General features: G+C 58.9%; 15 protein-coding genes. 9 read left to right on the top strand and 6 right to left on the bottom strand.

Annotated features, from left to right (window positions below; all coding sequences use genetic code 11):
• Positions 1-17: 17 nt before the first annotated feature.
• The 3 genes from L362_RS21540 to ybbA all read right to left on the bottom strand — a co-directional run bounded on the left by L362_RS21540 (position 18) and on the right by ybbA (position 4444).
• A complete protein-coding gene (locus L362_RS21540) occupies positions 18-1163 on the bottom strand; it encodes a porin (protein ID WP_023343516.1) in 1146 nt (381 codons plus the stop codon).
• A 183-nt stretch (positions 1164-1346) separates the two neighbouring features.
• Positions 1347-3761, bottom strand: coding sequence for a putative ABC transporter permease subunit YbbP (ybbP, locus tag L362_RS21545; protein ID WP_023343515.1), 2415 nt, complete (start codon positions 3759-3761; stop codon positions 1347-1349).
• A complete protein-coding gene (gene ybbA, locus L362_RS21550; protein ID WP_008499319.1) occupies positions 3758-4444 on the bottom strand; it encodes a putative ABC transporter ATP-binding protein YbbA in 687 nt (228 codons plus the stop codon). The genes ybbP and ybbA overlap by 4 nt, the downstream gene beginning before the upstream one ends.
• On the opposite strand from ybbA, the gene tesA reads away from it, so the two are divergent.
• From tesA to L362_RS21565, 3 genes are read left to right on the top strand one after another with little or no spacing between them, the layout of a single operon-like run.
• On the top strand, positions 4412-5038 hold the full coding sequence (gene tesA / locus L362_RS21555) for a multifunctional acyl-CoA thioesterase I/protease I/lysophospholipase L1 (protein WP_122008371.1): 627 nt from the start codon (positions 4412-4414) through the stop codon (positions 5036-5038). The genes ybbA and tesA overlap by 33 nt on opposite strands.
• 28 nt (positions 5039-5066) lie before the next feature.
• A complete protein-coding gene (locus tag L362_RS21560; protein ID WP_023343514.1) occupies positions 5067-5837 on the top strand; it encodes an SDR family oxidoreductase in 771 nt (256 codons plus the stop codon).
• 58 nt (positions 5838-5895) lie between these two features.
• Positions 5896-6750: a co-chaperone YbbN gene (locus L362_RS21565; RefSeq protein WP_023293125.1), complete on the top strand. Its 855-nt coding sequence runs from the start codon at positions 5896-5898 to the stop codon at positions 6748-6750.
• A 49-nt stretch (positions 6751-6799) separates the two neighbouring features.
• On the opposite strand, the gene fetB is transcribed toward L362_RS21565, so the two are convergent.
• Positions 6800-7582: an iron efflux ABC transporter permease subunit FetB gene (gene fetB, locus L362_RS21570; protein WP_023293126.1), complete on the bottom strand. Its 783-nt coding sequence runs from the start codon at positions 7580-7582 to the stop codon at positions 6800-6802.
• Complete coding sequence (gene fetA, locus L362_RS21575) at positions 7575-8246, bottom strand: iron efflux ABC transporter ATP-binding subunit FetA (RefSeq protein ID WP_023343513.1); 672 nt, start codon at positions 8244-8246, stop codon at positions 7575-7577. The genes fetB and fetA overlap by 8 nt, the downstream gene beginning before the upstream one ends.
• A gap of 143 nt (positions 8247-8389) precedes the next feature.
• Here fetA and L362_RS21580 point away from each other — a divergent pair, with 143 nt between their 5' ends.
• From L362_RS21580 to L362_RS21590, 3 genes are read left to right on the top strand one after another with little or no spacing between them, the layout of a single operon-like run.
• A complete protein-coding gene (locus tag L362_RS21580; protein WP_023343512.1) occupies positions 8390-9241 on the top strand; it encodes a hypothetical protein in 852 nt (283 codons plus the stop codon).
• A gap of 44 nt (positions 9242-9285) precedes the next feature.
• Positions 9286-10200, top strand: a complete 915-nt coding sequence (locus tag L362_RS21585; protein WP_008499312.1) for an SPFH domain-containing protein — start codon at positions 9286-9288, stop codon at positions 10198-10200.
• Positions 10197-10649: an NfeD family protein gene (locus L362_RS21590; protein WP_008499311.1), complete on the top strand. Its 453-nt coding sequence runs from the start codon at positions 10197-10199 to the stop codon at positions 10647-10649. The genes L362_RS21585 and L362_RS21590 overlap by 4 nt, the downstream gene beginning before the upstream one ends.
• On the opposite strand, the gene cueR is transcribed toward L362_RS21590, so the two are convergent.
• Positions 10646-11056, bottom strand: coding sequence for a Cu(I)-responsive transcriptional regulator (gene cueR / locus L362_RS21595; RefSeq protein WP_008499310.1), 411 nt, complete (start codon positions 11054-11056; stop codon positions 10646-10648). The genes L362_RS21590 and cueR overlap by 4 nt on opposite strands.
• 108 nt (positions 11057-11164) lie before the next feature.
• Here cueR and copA point away from each other — a divergent pair, with 108 nt between their 5' ends.
• From copA to ybaK, 3 genes are all read left to right on the top strand, one after another.
• A complete protein-coding gene (gene copA / locus L362_RS21600; protein WP_023343511.1) occupies positions 11165-13663 on the top strand; it encodes a copper-exporting P-type ATPase CopA in 2499 nt (832 codons plus the stop codon).
• Positions 13664-13713: 50 nt separating this feature from the next.
• On the top strand, positions 13714-14508 hold the full coding sequence (locus L362_RS21605; RefSeq protein WP_023343510.1) for a TraB/GumN family protein: 795 nt from the start codon (positions 13714-13716) through the stop codon (positions 14506-14508).
• 198 nt (positions 14509-14706) lie between these two features.
• Positions 14707-15186, top strand: a complete 480-nt coding sequence (gene ybaK / locus L362_RS21610) for a Cys-tRNA(Pro)/Cys-tRNA(Cys) deacylase YbaK (protein WP_023343509.1) — start codon at positions 14707-14709, stop codon at positions 15184-15186.
• Positions 15187-15211 lie beyond the last annotated feature (25 nt).

The following is a 15211-nucleotide window of genomic DNA, read 5'->3' as shown; positions in this document are numbered from 1 at the left end:
ACCGGGGAACAGACGGCTTAGAAGTCGTAACGCAGACGCACCAGGTTCATGTCGCCCAGGTTGTCGGTGCTGGAGGTGAACACGTGTTCGTAATCCACGCGGAAACCGTAATCCAGCTGGAAGCTGATCCCCACGCCGTTGTCGATGCGCTGGTAGTTACGGCCGTTCACGTACTCAATGCGATCACCCATGAAGTAAGGCTGGATGGATTTCACCGCGTACTGACCGACTGGGAACTTGTACCCTGCGAAGTACTCAATACCCCACGCGTCGCCCGCAAAGTAGTCGTTAACAGACACTTTTTTGGTGGTCAGGAAGTTCTGGTACCAGCCGCCGCCTGCGGAGAAGGTCCAGTTGTCCGGGGTCCAGCTCAGCGCGGTACCGAGAATGTTCTGGTCGTAGGTTTTGCTGTCGCCGTTGTCCGGGTTACGCATGTCGGCGCGGGTGTAGTTCCACGCGGCGCCCCAGGTCAGGTCGGTAGTCAGGTGGTAATCCAGGCCCAGCGAGCCGCCGCCTTTACGCTTGTAGCGCAGGCCGTTGCCCGGCAGGTATTCGCTGTCTTCAAACAGGTAGGATGCATAAATGTCCGCATCGCCCACGGTTTTCTTATATTTCAGCATCTGGCGTGAACGGTAAGAGCCGTCGTAATCGCCGTTGATCCCGTTACCCGGTGCCTGACCGATCATGTCGTAGTCCCAGATATCGGTTTTCGCGCCAACCACATCATAGTAAACGCTGTTCTGTTGACCGAAGGTCAGCGTACCCCAGGTGTCGCTCTTCAGACCGGTATAGAGCATACGACGCGTGGTGTCGTGTGCGCCTTCGGCGTAGTGGTGATCCCAGTTAAACTGCGCAGGAATATTCACACCCAGCTCGTAGTAGCTGATCCAGCTGATGTCATCAAACAGGTAGTAATCTGCCGCGAAACGGAAGCGGGTGCCGCCGTCAAAGCCGTTACGCTTGTAACTGTTTTTCCCGTCGTCGCCGGTCATGTTCTGGAACTGAGGACGAATGCTGCCGCCAACGGTGAAGTTCAGGCGGCTCAGCGGGTTACCCGCCTGAGGATCCTGCTTAAGAACGGTGATTTCCGCCTGAGAAGCGAAGGTCGTTAATGCCACTGCCGCGCCAATCGTTGCCGCCAGCGCTGATTTTTTTATAGTCATTATTTTTCCTTAATAGACACGCTGCTAAATATTTAGCGGGTGAATATTAACTGGAAATAATCGGGCTGTGTGGACGGGTTTTTAATGTTTTGTGCTACTAAATGAGTGGGTATTATCACTTTGTGCTATTTAAATACTACGCACCGGCATAAAAATCCGGTGCGTAATTATCACTCTACTAAATCAACTCGCAAACTGACGGAACAGGGCTTTGCCCTTTAGCAGCCGCGTGCCGAGCCAGCCTCCGCAGAGGGAAAGCAGCACAGCGCCGCACAGAGGCAGAGTCAACCAAAGACGCCAGTCAGGCTCCCACGGGAAGTCGAAGACCTTTGTCTGCAGCACCGCCAGCGCCGTCTCTGCGCCAATGGCGGCCACCAGACCGGCCACCAGCCCCAGCAGCGCAAACTCGCTCCAGAGCGTCATTCGCAGCAGCCGCTTACCCGCACCCAGCGTGCGGTAAACCACCAGTTCCTGATGGCGCTGGCGCATGCCCACCTGCACCTGGGCCAGCAGCAACAGCACGCCGCAGATCGTCACCAGCACCACCATGACCTCCAGCGCGCGGCTCACCTGCTCCAGCACCTGCCCCACCTGTTTGAGGATCGCGCCGATATCCAACAGGCTGACCGTCGGAAACTCCCGGTTGAGCTGGGTCAGCATGCCGTTGCCGTTTTCCCAGCGGAAGCTGGTCAGCCAGCTCTGCGGCTGCCCGTCCAGCGCCCCCGGCGGGAAGATAAAGAAGAAGTTGGGCCGCAGGCTTTCCCAGTCCACATTACGCAGGCTGGTCACTTTCGCGGTGAAATCCTGGGTATCGCCGGTGAAGGTCACGCTGTCCCCCAGCTTCACGTTCAGCCGCGTCGCCAGCCCCTCCTCCATCGACACCTCTCCCGCTTTTGGCGGCCAGGTGCCGGCGGTTATCGGGTTGTGATCAGGGCGTTTATCCTGCCAGGTGAGGTTCAGCTCGCGGTTCAGCGACTCGTCCTTATTCCCCTCCGTTGGCTGGCCGTTGATCTGCGTCAGACGCGCGCGAACGATGGGATAGAACGACTCGGGGATGATGTGATGCTCCGCCAGGAAGCCCTTCAGCGGCGTAACCTGCTCAGGGGCGATATTGATCAGGAAATAGTTCGGGCTTTCCGGCGGAAGCTGCTGCTGCCAGCGGTCGAGCAGATCGCCGCGCAGCACCAGCAGCAGCGCCAGCAGCATAAACGACAGCGAGAACGCCGACAGCTGGCTGAGCGTAGACCAGGGCTGGTGCAGCAGACGGTTGACTGCCAGGCGCACGGGCAGGGATTTTACCGTCACCCTTTTCAGGAGGTTGAGCAGTATCCAGCCCAGCACGCCGCACAGCAGCGCCAGCACAACCGCCCCGGCCAGCACCGCCCACAGCAGCGTGCTGCCGCCCATCAGCCACGCCAGCAGCCCCACCGCCACCGCAATAATCACCGGAAGGTAGAACTTCAGCGGCCAGACGTTCGCCACCACATCGTTGCGAAGCACGCGCAGCGGCTGCGTGGCGAGCAGCAGGCGGTAGGGCCGGAGCCCCACCAGCACCGAGATCACCGTCATCGCGCCCATCGCCCACAGCCACGGCCAGAGGCTGGCCGGCGGCAAGGCGGCCGGGAGCACCGGTTTCAGCATTACCATCAGCAGTTTTTCAAACAGCAGCCCCATTATTCCGCCGGTCAGCGCCGACAGGACCAGCAGCATCAGCCACTGGCCGACGATCAGCTTGCGCAGCTGCGCCCGGCCCGCCCCGAGGGTTTTGAGGATCGCCACCAGGTCGTAGCGGCTGCGGCAGTAGTGCCCCATCGCCACGGCCACCGCCGCTACCGCCAGCAGCAGGGTCAACAGGGCCGACAGCAGCAGGAACTGCTGAGAGCGCTCCAGAGATTTACCGAGCGCCCCCTCGTCCTGCTCCAGCCCGTACCATCGGTGTTCCGGTTTGAGCTGCGGCAGAAGCCATTTTTCATACGCGGCAAGCTGGGCGGGCGTGCCGCCAAACTTATAGCGCCAGGTGACGCGGCTGCCCGGCTGTACCGCATGGGTGGCCGCGACATCCGCGGTGTTCATCAGCAGACGCGGCGCAAGCTGGAACGGGTTAAATCCGCCGTCGGGCTCCTGCACCACTTCCCCGGCGATTTTCAGCGTGGCGTCGCCGACGTCGATACTGTCGCCGGGTTTGAGGTTCAGCAGCGCCATCAGACGCGATGCCAGCAGCACCGTACCGGGCGTCGGCTTTAACCCCGGCGGACTGGTCTGTAAGTCACCGTACATCGGGTAGATATCATCGACGGCCTTGACGCTCGCCAGCTGCGGCATGTCGCCCGCGAAGGTCATGGTCTGGAAGGTGAGCTGCTCTCCCACCTTCAGCCCTTCTTTGCGCGCTGCTTCAATCCAGCCCGGCGGCACGGGGCGGGAGCTTTCCAGCGCCCTGTCCCCCGCCATAAACTCCCGGCTCTGCTGGCTGAGCCCTTTTTCCATGCGGTCGCTGACGCTGCCGAGCGCCAGCACGCAGGCCACCGCCAGGCTGAGCGCCAGCCAGACAATCAGCAGCGAGGGCGAGCGCCACTCGCGCCAGAACCAGCGGGTAATCATGCTTCCTCCTGCAGTACACCGTTCACCAGCCGCAGGCGACGGTCGCAGCGCGCCGCGAGCTGCGGATCGTGGGTGACGAGGATCAGCGTGGTGCCGTGCTCGCGGTTGAGCGAAAACAGCAGGTCGGCAATCCTGTCGCCGGTTTTACGGTCAAGGTTGCCGGTAGGCTCATCGGCAAACAGCACCTCAGGGCGGCCGTTAAACGCGCGGGCCAGCGCCACGCGCTGCTGCTCACCGCCGGAAAGCTGGGCGGGAAGATGGTCGAGGCGCTTGCCCAGACCGAGCTGTTCCAGCAGCGCCTTCGCATGAGCGCGGCTTTCACGGCTGTTTTCACCGCGCAACAGCGCCGGGAGCTCGACGTTTTCCAGGGCGTTCAGGGTTGGGATCAGCATAAAGGACTGAAAGACAAAACCAACGTGACGCGCGCGCAGCGCGGCCCGCGCCTCTTCATCAAGCTGATGCAGCGGCTGCCCGACAAGGTGGACCTCGCCGCTGCTGCCGTCGTCCAGACCGGCTAAAATCGCCAGCAGCGTGGACTTACCGGAACCGGATTCGCCAATCAGCGCGATGGTTTCAGCGCGTTTGACAACGAGTTCAACTCCAGTAAGGATGGAAAGCTCGTGTTCCCCCTGACCGACGGACTTCTTAAGATGATGAACTTCAACACTGTTTTCCGCTGGCATTTGCCCTTCCTGTTTTTGATTCTGATGACCTTCCGCGCGGCGGCAGCGGACACGTTACTGGTTCTCGGCGACAGCCTGAGCGCAGGCTATCGCATGGCGGCTGGCGCGGCCTGGCCCGCTCTGCTCAATGACAAATGGCAGAGCAAAACGCCTGTAATCAACGCCAGCATCAGCGGCGACACCTCACAGCAAGGTTTATCGCGCCTGCCTGCGCTGCTCAAACAGCATCAGCCGCGCTGGGTACTGGTTGAGCTCGGCGGTAATGATGGCCTGCGCGGTTTCCAGCCACAGCAAACGGAGGATACGCTGCGCACCATTTTGCAGGAGATCAAGGCGGCAAACGCCCAGCCGCTGCTGATGCAAATTCGCCTGCCCGCCAACTACGGTCGTCGGTATAATGAGGCCTTTAGCGCGATCTACCCCAAGCTTGCCAAAGAGTTTGATATTCCGCTGCTGCCATTTTTCATGGAAGAGGTCTATCTCAAACCCCAGTGGATGCAAGACGACGGGATCCACCCCAATCGCGATGCGCAGCCGTTTATTGCCGACTGGATGGCAACGCGGCTGGCTCCTTTAGTTAAACATGACTCCTGATTAAGCGGAGATCCTGACAGGTAAAGTTATGCAAAAATCGGTCTTAATTACAGGATGTTCCAGTGGAATCGGTCTGGAAAGCGCGCTCGAATTGAAGCGCCAGGGGTTTCGGGTTCTGGCGGCCTGTCGCAAACCCGACGATGTCGAACGCATGAACGGGCTGGGCTTTACCGGCGTGCTGCTGGATATGGACTCGCCGGAGAGCGTTGACCACGCCGCCGATGAGGTGATCGCCCTGACCGGTAATCGTCTTTACGGCCTGTTTAATAATGCCGGTTACGGCGTATATGGCCCGCTGGATACCCTCTCCCGCGAAACGCTGGAGAAGCAGTTTTCGACCAACTTTTTCGGCGTACATCAGCTCACCATGCGTCTGCTCCCCGCGATGCTGCCGCACGGTGAAGGGCGCATCGTGATGACGTCGTCGGTGATGGGGCTGATTTCCACCCCGGGCCGCGGCGCCTACGCCGCCAGTAAATATGCGCTGGAGGCCTGGTCCGACGCCCTGCGCATGGAGCTACGCCACAGCGGCATTAAGGTCAGCCTGATTGAACCCGGCCCGATCCGCACCCGCTTTACCGAAAACGTTAACCAGACGCAGGCGGATAAACCGGTCGAGAACCCCGGCATCGCCGCACGTTTTACCCTCGGGCCCGAGGCGGTGGTTGCCAAAGTGCGCCATGCTTTTGAGAGTGAACATCCCAAAATGCGCTATCCGGTGACGCTGGTCACCCACGCCGTCGGCTGGTTAAAACGCCTGCTGCCGGGCCGGATAATGGACAAAATTTTACACGGTTGAGTTGAAGCGACGACGCGCATCCCCATGTAAAGAACAAACCGACAAAAGAGAAAGCCGCATGTCCGTACAGAATATCGTCAATATCACAGAAGCTAACCTGCAACAGACTCTTGAACAGTCGATGACCAAACCGGTCCTGTTCTACTTCTGGTCTGAACGTAGCCAACACTGTCTGCAGCTGACGCCGGTGCTGGAAAGCCTTGCCGCCCAGTACAACGGCCAGTTCATTCTCGCGAAGCTGGACTGTGACGCCGAGCCGATGGTCGCGTCTCAGTTTGGTCTGCGCGCCATTCCTACCGTCTATCTGTTCCAGAACGGCCAGCCTGTTGATGGCTTCCAGGGGCCGCAGCCGGAAGAGGCTATCCGCGCCCTGCTGGATAAGGTGCTGCCGCGCGAAGAAGAGCTGAAAGCGCAGGAAGGCATGGCGCTGATGCAGGAAGGCAAATACGACGAGGCGCTGCCGCTGCTGAAAGAGGCGTGGCAGCTGTCAAAACAGAACAGCCAGATTGGCCTGCTGCTGGCGGAGACGCAGATCGCCCTGCATCGCTCAGAGGACGCGGAGGCCGTACTTAAGACGGTTCCGCTGCAGGATCAGGACACCCGCTATCAGGGGCTGGTTGCACAGATTGAGCTGCTGAAGCAGGCGGCGGATACCCCGGAAATTCAACAGCTGCAGCAGCAGGTTGCCGACAATCCGGCGGATGCCGCGCTGGCAAGCCAGCTTGCGCTGCAGCTGCATCAGGTGGGGCGTAACGAAGAGGCGCTTGAGCTGCTCTTCAGCCATCTGCAAAAAGATTTAGCCGCCGCAGACGGTCAGGCGCGCAAGATGTTCCAGGAGATCCTGGCCGCGCTGGGCACCGGCGACGCGCTGGCGTCGAAGTATCGTCGTCAGCTTTACGCGCTGTTGTATTGATAAAAAAGCCCGGTGACGGCTTCGCCTTACCGGGCCTACAAAGACGATGTTACCCCGTCTTTTTCAACTGCGTCACCACCAGCTGGTGGCGCGCGTTGTAGAACTTCCGATAGGTCAGGTAGCAGGCAATGATGGTCGACAGGCTTGCCGTGGAAAGCAGCATAAACGTCACCATGATCTGATACTTAATCGCTTTTACCGGATCGATACCGGCAAAAATCAGCCCCGACATCATGCCCGGCAGGCTCACCAGCCCCACCGTTTTGGCGGAATCTACCGTAGGGATCAGCGATGAGCGAATGCTCTCGCGAATCAGCCGCGCCGAGGCCACTTTTGGCGTTGCCCCCAGGCTTAGTTTCTCCTGCAGCTGCTGCTGTTCGCTGCTGAAACGCTGGCCGAGGTTGTTATAACAAAGCCCAACGGCCACCATCGCGTTCCCCGCAATCATCCCCGAGATAGGGATGACCTGCATCGGCGTAAACTCAATCGAGCCGGAGAGCACCAGCACCGCCAGCGTGAGCGCCGTTCCGGTGGTAATCGCAATAAACGATGAGACAAACGCCTTATCAATGTATTTACTGCGCTTTTGCGCATTCCACGCCGCGTTAAAGCAGATAAACAGCACCATCAGCAGCGTCAGCACCGCGTGGTTAACGTTGAAGATATACTTCAGCACATAGCCGACGATGATGAGCTGAATCACCGCGCGGCAGATACTCCACACGATATCTTTTTCCAGCCCCAGCTTTTCCCGGTAGCTGACCACAATCGCAATCAGCACCAGCACCATCGAAAAGGCCAGCGATTCGTTCGTAATGTTATGCTCACCCACGGTTTGCCTCCTGCATTTTCCCGCCGTGCGGCTGGAGCGTGATTACGTCATCCGCATGGGTTATTTCGTTAGCGTCGTGCGTCACCCACAGCACGGCAATGTTCTGCTCCCGGGCGTAACGATGAATAATCTCGTTAACGTTGCGCTTGTTGACGTCATCGAGCGCGCTGGTGATTTCGTCCAGCAACAACACCTTCGGTAAAAACTGCAGGTTGCGGATCAGCGAGACCCGCTGCTTTTCGCCGCCCGACAGCGCGTTGATGGATTTGCTCAGCGTCTCCTGCGCCAGGCCAAAGCGGGCCAGATCCTGGATAAACTTTTCCGGCTCCGGCGTTTTATTGCGGATTTGCCACGGAAAAATCAGGTTGTCATAGACCGTATCGCCAAAAAGCACGGGCGTTTGCACGCAGTACGAGACCTGCTGGCGATAGCTTTCCGGAGAAAGCGAGGCGATATCCTCGCCTTCAAACAGAATGGCTCCCTCCGTCGGGCTGAGGAGTGACGCCACAATCTTCAGCAGCGTGCTTTTCCCACAGCCTGAGGGACCCGTGATTAATTTAAACTCGCCCGGCGACAGGCGAAACCCGACATGCTGCAGGATCGTGTTTTCCCCGACTCGAAATCCGACATCCCTGAGCAGTAATACGTTTTTTTTATCGTTCATAGCGCTTCCGTTGACCGCTTTTTGTCATAACCGTCTGTAGCATAATCCTTTCGCCCGCGCAGCGCGAATAGCCTCACGCTGAAGCAAGTGTTAAGCTTTTTGTTTGTAAATTGTCACCACCATCACTACAGGAAGTATGCAGCATGGCACATATTTTTTATGAGTTTCCCTCCCTGAAGCCTGGTGTTCCTGATGTCGAAACATTAATGGACGTCATCAAATCGTCGGAACGCACGCGTTTTGTGATGGGTGAAGAGGTGGTCGATTTTGTTAAGAAGGCGCTCATCGTGAACACCACGATCGGCAGCTTCAAAAATTGCTATTTTGCCTTCGACAACGGGACACACTTCCTTGAATTTGACGGTAAAGGCAAATCAAAACGCTTCAATGAGGTGCCGGACTGGTTCGTCTCTCCGGCGGAATTTTCGCGCACCCAGTGGCTTATCAACCACAATCTTGCGGATGTGAAAGCCACCCGGTTCATTGACGTCCTGATGTCCTACCCGCTGAAAGCGCGCCGCGCGCACTGCAATTTGCTGTTCGGACTGGAGCTGGAAAAGGTGAACGCGGTTCCGGCCACGGCGTCAGCGGCAGGTAAAATCGGCAATAAAAACGGTAAAACCACCAAGCCCCGCGTCACCGATCTGGGCTCGTTCGAGCTGTTCAGCCAGTTCTTTGCGCGCATGAAAGCCGCCGTGCAGGCCGATGAGTTCCCTACTCTGCAGATCCTGACGGGCATGGATAACCTGGCAAAAGCGCCGCATAATTTAAAGCAGGGCATCAGAACCTGGTTTAAAGCCATCGCGGGCGACCTTCCACCGAATAACAAACGCGTTGAGGCGGGGAATGCCGTTCTGTTCTGCGCCCCCCTTCGCGAACAGATCCAGCGTATCGAAGCGCTGGGGCTGGAGCATTACTACCAGGGATTATCCAAAGCCATTGCCGAAGCGGGTGATGGCTTCATCTCTGACTTTACCTATACTTACGAGCAATAAATACACACTTTCACTCATCACGGCATGCAAAACAGGAGGTTTTTATGCTTATCGTTGTTCCCGTCCTTATTTTCGTTGCGCTGGTTATCGTGGGCGCTGGCGTCAAAATTGTCCCTCAGGGTTATCAGTGGACGGTCGAGCGTTTCGGCCGTTACACCAACACGCTCCAGCCCGGCTTAAGCCTGATTGTCCCGTTCATGGACAGAATCGGCCGCAAGATCAACATGATGGAGCAGGTTCTGGATATTCCGTCCCAGGAAGTGATCTCCAAGGATAACGCCAACGTCACCATCGACGCCGTGTGCTTTATTCAGGTGATTGATGCGCCAAAAGCGGCCTATGAGGTCAGCAACCTGGAGCTGGCGATCGTCAACCTGACGATGACCAACATCCGTACCGTACTCGGCTCGATGGAGCTGGACGAGATGCTTTCCCAGCGCGACAGCATCAACACCCGCCTGCTGCACATTGTCGATGAGGCCACCAACCCGTGGGGGATCAAAGTTACCCGCATCGAGATCCGCGACGTGCGCCCGCCGGCGGAGCTGATTGCCTCCATGAACGCCCAGATGAAAGCTGAGCGAACCAAGCGTGCCTACATTCTGGAAGCCGAAGGGGTACGCCAGGCGGAGATCCTCAAAGCGGAAGGGGAAAAACAGTCGCAGATCCTGAAAGCGGAAGGCGACCGTCAGTCCGCGTTCTTACAGGCGGAAGCGCGTGAACGTTCCGCCGAAGCGGAAGCCCGCGCGACCCAGATGGTGTCCGAGGCAATTGCCGCCGGTGATATTCAGGCCGTGAACTACTTCGTTGCGCAAAAATATACCGACGCGCTGAAAGAGATCGGCTCGGCGAACAACAGCAAAGTGGTGATGATGCCGCTGGATGCCAGCAGCCTGATGGGCTCTATCGCGGGGATCGCCGAACTGATCAAGGACAGCGGAAACGAGCGTAAAAAATGATTGAGCTCATCGTTGCACATCCTCATGCCTTCTGGCTAAGTCTCGGTGGCTTATTGCTGGCAGCGGAGATGCTGGGCGGCAACGGCTACCTGCTCTGGAGCGGTGTGGCCGCCGTCATTACCGGTCTTCTGGTCTGGATCCTTCCCCTGGACTGGGCGTGGCAGGGGGCGCTGTTTGCCGCGCTGACGCTGGTGGCCGCCTGGCTGTGGTGGCGCTGGCTTAACCGGCGGGTTAACGAGCAGAAACCGGTGGACGCCCACCTTAACCAGCGCGGACAGCAGATTGTCGGCAAGCGTTTTACCCTCGACACCGCGCTGGTGAACGGACGCGGACATATGCGCGTAGGCGACAGCTCGTGGCCGGTGGTGGCCGACGATGACCTCAGCGCCGGCACGCGGGTTGAAGTCATTGCGGTGGAAGGTATTACCCTGCGGGTAAAAGCCTGTTAAGCGTGGGTTTTGCGGTGGCAGCAGCCGGCAAGATTATCAATAATCGGGCAGTCGGCGCTGTCATCCCCCGGACAGGAGTCCGCGAGCTGCAGCAGCTGTTCGCGCATCGACTGTAGCTCGACGATGTGGCGTTCAATTTCGGCCACCTTTTCCAGGGTGCGTTTTTTCACATCCGCGCTGTGACGCTTCGGATCGTTGAACAGGTTAACCAGCTCGCCGCACTCTTCCAGATTAAACCCGACCTGTCTTGCCTGGCGCAGCAGCGTCAGCTCATCGAGATGCAGCTGCGTGTAGCTGCGGTAGCCATTTTCACTGCGCAGCGGCGGCGTTACCAGCCCCTTCTCTTCATAAAAGCGGATCGCTTTGCTGGTTAAGCCGGTTTTTTTTGCCACGTCACTGATATTCACATTTCCCCCTTGACCTTCCCCTTGATGGAAGGTTTAACCTTCATAACAGTTAGCGAAAAGCGTTACTCCGGTCAACAACTGACCAATATATTATACGGGAGTTTTGTTATGTCTCACACTATCGACCTGACGCTGGACGGCCTCTCCTGCGGCCACTGCGTCAAACGCGTTAAAGAAAGCCTGGAACAGCGTCCTGACGTTGAAAGCGCTGAAGTGACTATCGACCATGCCGCCGTGACCGGCAGCGCCAGCGCGGACGCGCTGATTGATACCATTAAACAGGCCGGTTACGGGGCGGAGTTAAGCCACCCAAAGGCTAAACCGCTGGCAGAGTCATCATCCCCGTCGGAAGCACTGACAGCGGCCACTCCTGAGCTTCCGGCAGCGGATGATATTGATGACAGCCAACAGCTGCTGATCAACGGCATGAGCTGCGCCAGCTGCGTCTCCCGGGTACAAAACGCCCTGCAGGCGGTCCCGGGCGTCGCGCAGGCACGGGTGAATCTTGCGGAGCGTACTGCGCTGGTAATGGGCAGCGCCTCCGCCGCAGAGTTAGTGCAGGCCGTTGAGAAAGCGGGCTACGGCGCGGAGGCCATCGAAGATGATGCCGAACGCCGCGAGCGCCAGCAGGAAACGGCTATCGCCACCATGAAGCGCTTCCGCTGGCAGGCGATTGTCGCCCTGCTGGTGGGTATTCCGGTGATGGTGTGGGGCATGATGGGTGACAACATGATGGTCACCGACGACAACCGCACGCTGTGGCTGGTGATTGGTCTGATTACCCTTGCGGTGATGGTGTTTGCAGGCGGGCATTTCTATACCAGCGCCTGGAAGAGCCTGAAAAACCGCACCGCGACGATGGATACGCTGGTCGCCCTCGGGACCGGCGCGGCGTGGCTCTATTCCATGAGCGTGAACGTCTGGCCCCAGTGGTTCCCGATGGAAGCGCGGCATCTCTATTATGAAGCGAGCGCGATGATTATCGGCCTGATCAACTTAGGCCATATGCTGGAAGCCCGCGCCCGTCAGCGTTCCTCGAAAGCGCTGGAAAGATTGCTTGATTTAACCCCGCCGACGGCCCGCGTGGTCACGGACGAGGGGGAAAAGAGCGTTCCATTGGCCGAGGTTCAGCCCGGCATGACGCTGCGTCTGACCACCGGCGACCGCGTTCCCGTTGACGGTAAGATAACCCAGGGCGAAGCCTGGCTGGATGAAGCGATGCTGACCGGGGAGCCTATTCCCCAGCAGAAATCCGACGGCGACGCCGTGCATGCCGGTACGGTCGTGCAGGACGGCAGCGTGCTGTTCACCGCCAGCGCCGTCGGCAGCCACACCACGCTGTCGCGTATTATCCGCATGGTACGCCAGGCGCAGAGCAGCAAGCCGGAGATTGGCCAGCTTGCTGACAAAATCTCGGCCATTTTTGTGCCGGTGGTGGTCGGCATTGCCCTGCTAAGCGCGGCGATCTGGTACTTCTTCGGCCCCGCGCCGCAGATTGTGTATACCCTGGTGATCGCCACCACGGTGCTGATCATCGCCTGTCCTTGCGCCCTTGGCCTGGCGACGCCGATGTCGATTATCTCCGGCGTAGGGCGCGCGGCCGAATTTGGCGTACTGGTGCGGGACGCGGACGCGCTGCAGCGGGCCAGTACCCTGGACACGCTGGTGTTTGATAAAACCGGCACGCTGACGGAAGGTAAACCGCAGGTGGTCGCCGTCACGACCGCAGGCATTGCCGAAGAGGAGGCGCTGCGTCTCGCCGCCGCGCTGGAGCAAGGCTCAAGCCATCCGCTGGCGCGCGCTATTCTCGATAAAGCCAATGCGTCTGTCCTGCCGCAGGTGCGCAACTTCCGCACCCTGCGCGGGCTCGGCGTGAGCGGTGAGGCAGAAGGCCATGCGCTGCTGCTGGGCAACCAGGCGTTGCTCAATGAAAACGGTATTGATACCGCCGCGCTGGAAAACGAGCTGAAGGCGCAGGCGTCTCAGGGCGCTACCCCGGTTCTGCTGGCGGTGGACGGCAAAGCTGCCGCGCTGCTGGCCGTGCGCGATCCGCTTCGCCAGGACAGCGTGGACGCCTTACAGCGCCTGCACCGTGCGGGCTACCGTCTGGTGATGCTGACCGGGGATAACCCGACCACCGCCAACGCCATCGCGAAAGAAGCCGGTATTGATGAGGTGATTGCGGGCGTACTGCCGGATGGCAAAGCGGACGCCATTAAAAACCTGCAACGCCAGGGCCGTCAGGTGGCAATGGTCGGCGACGGCATCAACGATGCCCCGGCGCTGGCCCAGGCGGATGTGGGGATCGCGATGGGCGGCGGCAGCGACGTGGCCATCGAAACCGCCGCCATTACGCTGATGCGCCACAGCCTGATGGGCGTGGCCGATGCGCTGGCCATTTCGAAAGCCACGCTGCGCAACATGAAGCAGAACCTGCTGGGGGCGTTCGTCTATAACACCCTCGGGATCCCAATCGCGGCCGGTATTTTGTGGCCGCTGACCGGTACGCTGCTGAACCCGGTGGTCGCGGGCGCGGCGATGGCGCTCTCCTCCATCACCGTGGTCAGCAACGCCAACCGGCTGTTGCGGTTTAAACCGAAGGATTGAACCTTGTACCCGTACGCGCTAGCATGAACCTTTCCGTTTATGGAGCGCGTATGGGTCTGTTTCATCGTATAAAAACATCGTTTCGCGCCCTTTTCCCTCGCCGTTACGCCTGGCCCGGTCTGGATATCTCGCTTCCCGGCGGGCAACACCTGCACCTGGTCGGCAGTATCCATATGGGCACGCAGGGTATGTCACCTCTGCCGCCTGGTCTGATAAAGCGCCTGAAGCGCGCCGACGCGCTGGTCGTCGAGGCGGACATCTCGGGCCATGAGTCACCGTTTGCCGGGCTTGAAAGCGATCTCCCGCTGGCGGAACGTCTGAATGAGGCCCAGCTCGCGGAACTGACGCGCGTCGCCGAGGAAACCGGCGTATCGCTCTCCATGATTGACACCCTGCCGCTGTGGCAAATCGCAATGGTATTACAGGCCACGCAGGCCCAGCGTCTGGGGCTGCGGGGTGATTACGGCATTGATTACCAGCTGCTGAACGTGGCGCGGGCGCGCCGTATGCCGATCATCGAACTGGAAGGTACGGACAGCCAGATTGCGCTCCTGCGAGAGCTTCCCGACGACGGTCTGATGCTGCTGGATGATACCCTCACCCACTGGCACACCAACGCACGCCTGCTGCAGACCATGATTGGCTGGTGGCTGGATGCACCGCCTGCGGACGCCAGGCTGGCGTTACCGTCAACGTTCAGTGAATCGCTGTATGATGTGCTGATGAATGCGCGTAACAAAGCCTGGCGAGAGACGCTGCATGCTCTGCCTGCGGGGGAATACGTGGTGGCGGTTGGGGCGTTACATTTATACGGCGAAGGGAATTTGCCGTCGTTGCTGAAATAAAAAAATGGCCAATATCTCTATTGGCCCGTCAAAGAGGAATTTCATCGTTTTTATTATACCGAAGTGACCTTCGGCTGAGCCGATTGTCGCTCAAAGTGACCATCACTGCCAACACTATTGCGCAAGATGGTGCTATTTTTTAGACAAACGTCAGGCGTATGCTGGCTGCATGAATTGTCTGTCGTAAGAAGGATAGCTATGACTCCCGCCGTTAAATTGCTCGAAAAAAACAACATTTCTTTCCGGATCCACACCTACGATCACGATCCGAATGAAACCAACTTTGGTGATGAAGTGGTGCGTAAGCTGGGGCTGAACGCGGACCAGGTTTATAAAACGCTGCTGGTGGCGGTGAATGGCGATATGAAGCACCTCGCCGTCGCGGTGACTCCCGTGGCGGGACAGCTGGATCTGAAGAAGGTCGCTAAAGCGCTGGGGGCGAAGAAGGTGGATATGGCGGATCCGATGGTGGCGCAGCGCACCACGGGCTACCTGGTGGGCGGCATCAGCCCGCTCGGGCAGAAAAAACGCCTGCCGACGCTGATCGATGCCCCTTCACAGGAATTTGACACCATCTTTATATCTGGTGGCAAACGCGGGCTGGACATTGAGCTGGCGGCGGGCGATCTGGCGAAAATGCTGGACGCGAAGTTTGCGGATATTGCGCGACGGGATTGAGAAAATTGCCCGGTGGCGCTGCGCT

It is taken from the genome of Enterobacter sp. MGH 16, from assembly GCF_000493175.1.
Taxonomy (GTDB): domain Bacteria; phylum Pseudomonadota; class Gammaproteobacteria; order Enterobacterales; family Enterobacteriaceae; genus Enterobacter; species Enterobacter roggenkampii.
The sequence above is the reverse complement of the archived record's forward strand: the minus strand, read 5'-3'. Positions and strand labels throughout refer to the sequence as shown.

Bases quoted from the DNA above. Each gene is read 5' to 3' on its own strand.
- L362_RS21540 (WP_023343516.1), bottom strand. From the start codon at position 1,163: ATGACTATAAAAAAATCAGCGCTGGCGGCAACGATTGGCGCGGCAGTG.
- ybbP (WP_023343515.1), bottom strand. From the start codon at position 3,761: ATGATTACCCGCTGGTTCTGGCGCGAGTGGCGCTCGCCCTCGCTGCTG.
- tesA (WP_122008371.1), top strand. From the start codon at position 4,412: ATGATGAACTTCAACACTGTTTTCCGCTGGCATTTGCCCTTCCTGTTT.
- ybbA (WP_008499319.1), bottom strand. From the start codon at position 4,444: ATGCCAGCGGAAAACAGTGTTGAAGTTCATCATCTTAAGAAGTCCGTC.
- L362_RS21560 (WP_023343514.1), top strand. From the start codon at position 5,067: ATGCAAAAATCGGTCTTAATTACAGGATGTTCCAGTGGAATCGGTCTG.
- L362_RS21565 (WP_023293125.1), top strand. From the start codon at position 5,896: ATGTCCGTACAGAATATCGTCAATATCACAGAAGCTAACCTGCAACAG.
- fetA (WP_023343513.1), bottom strand. From the start codon at position 8,246: ATGAACGATAAAAAAAACGTATTACTGCTCAGGGATGTCGGATTTCGA.
- L362_RS21580 (WP_023343512.1), top strand. From the start codon at position 8,390: ATGGCACATATTTTTTATGAGTTTCCCTCCCTGAAGCCTGGTGTTCCT.
- L362_RS21585 (WP_008499312.1), top strand. From the start codon at position 9,286: ATGCTTATCGTTGTTCCCGTCCTTATTTTCGTTGCGCTGGTTATCGTG.
- L362_RS21590 (WP_008499311.1), top strand. From the start codon at position 10,197: ATGATTGAGCTCATCGTTGCACATCCTCATGCCTTCTGGCTAAGTCTC.
- copA (WP_023343511.1), top strand. From the start codon at position 11,165: ATGTCTCACACTATCGACCTGACGCTGGACGGCCTCTCCTGCGGCCAC.
- L362_RS21605 (WP_023343510.1), top strand. From the start codon at position 13,714: ATGGGTCTGTTTCATCGTATAAAAACATCGTTTCGCGCCCTTTTCCCT.
- ybaK (WP_023343509.1), top strand. From the start codon at position 14,707: ATGACTCCCGCCGTTAAATTGCTCGAAAAAAACAACATTTCTTTCCGG.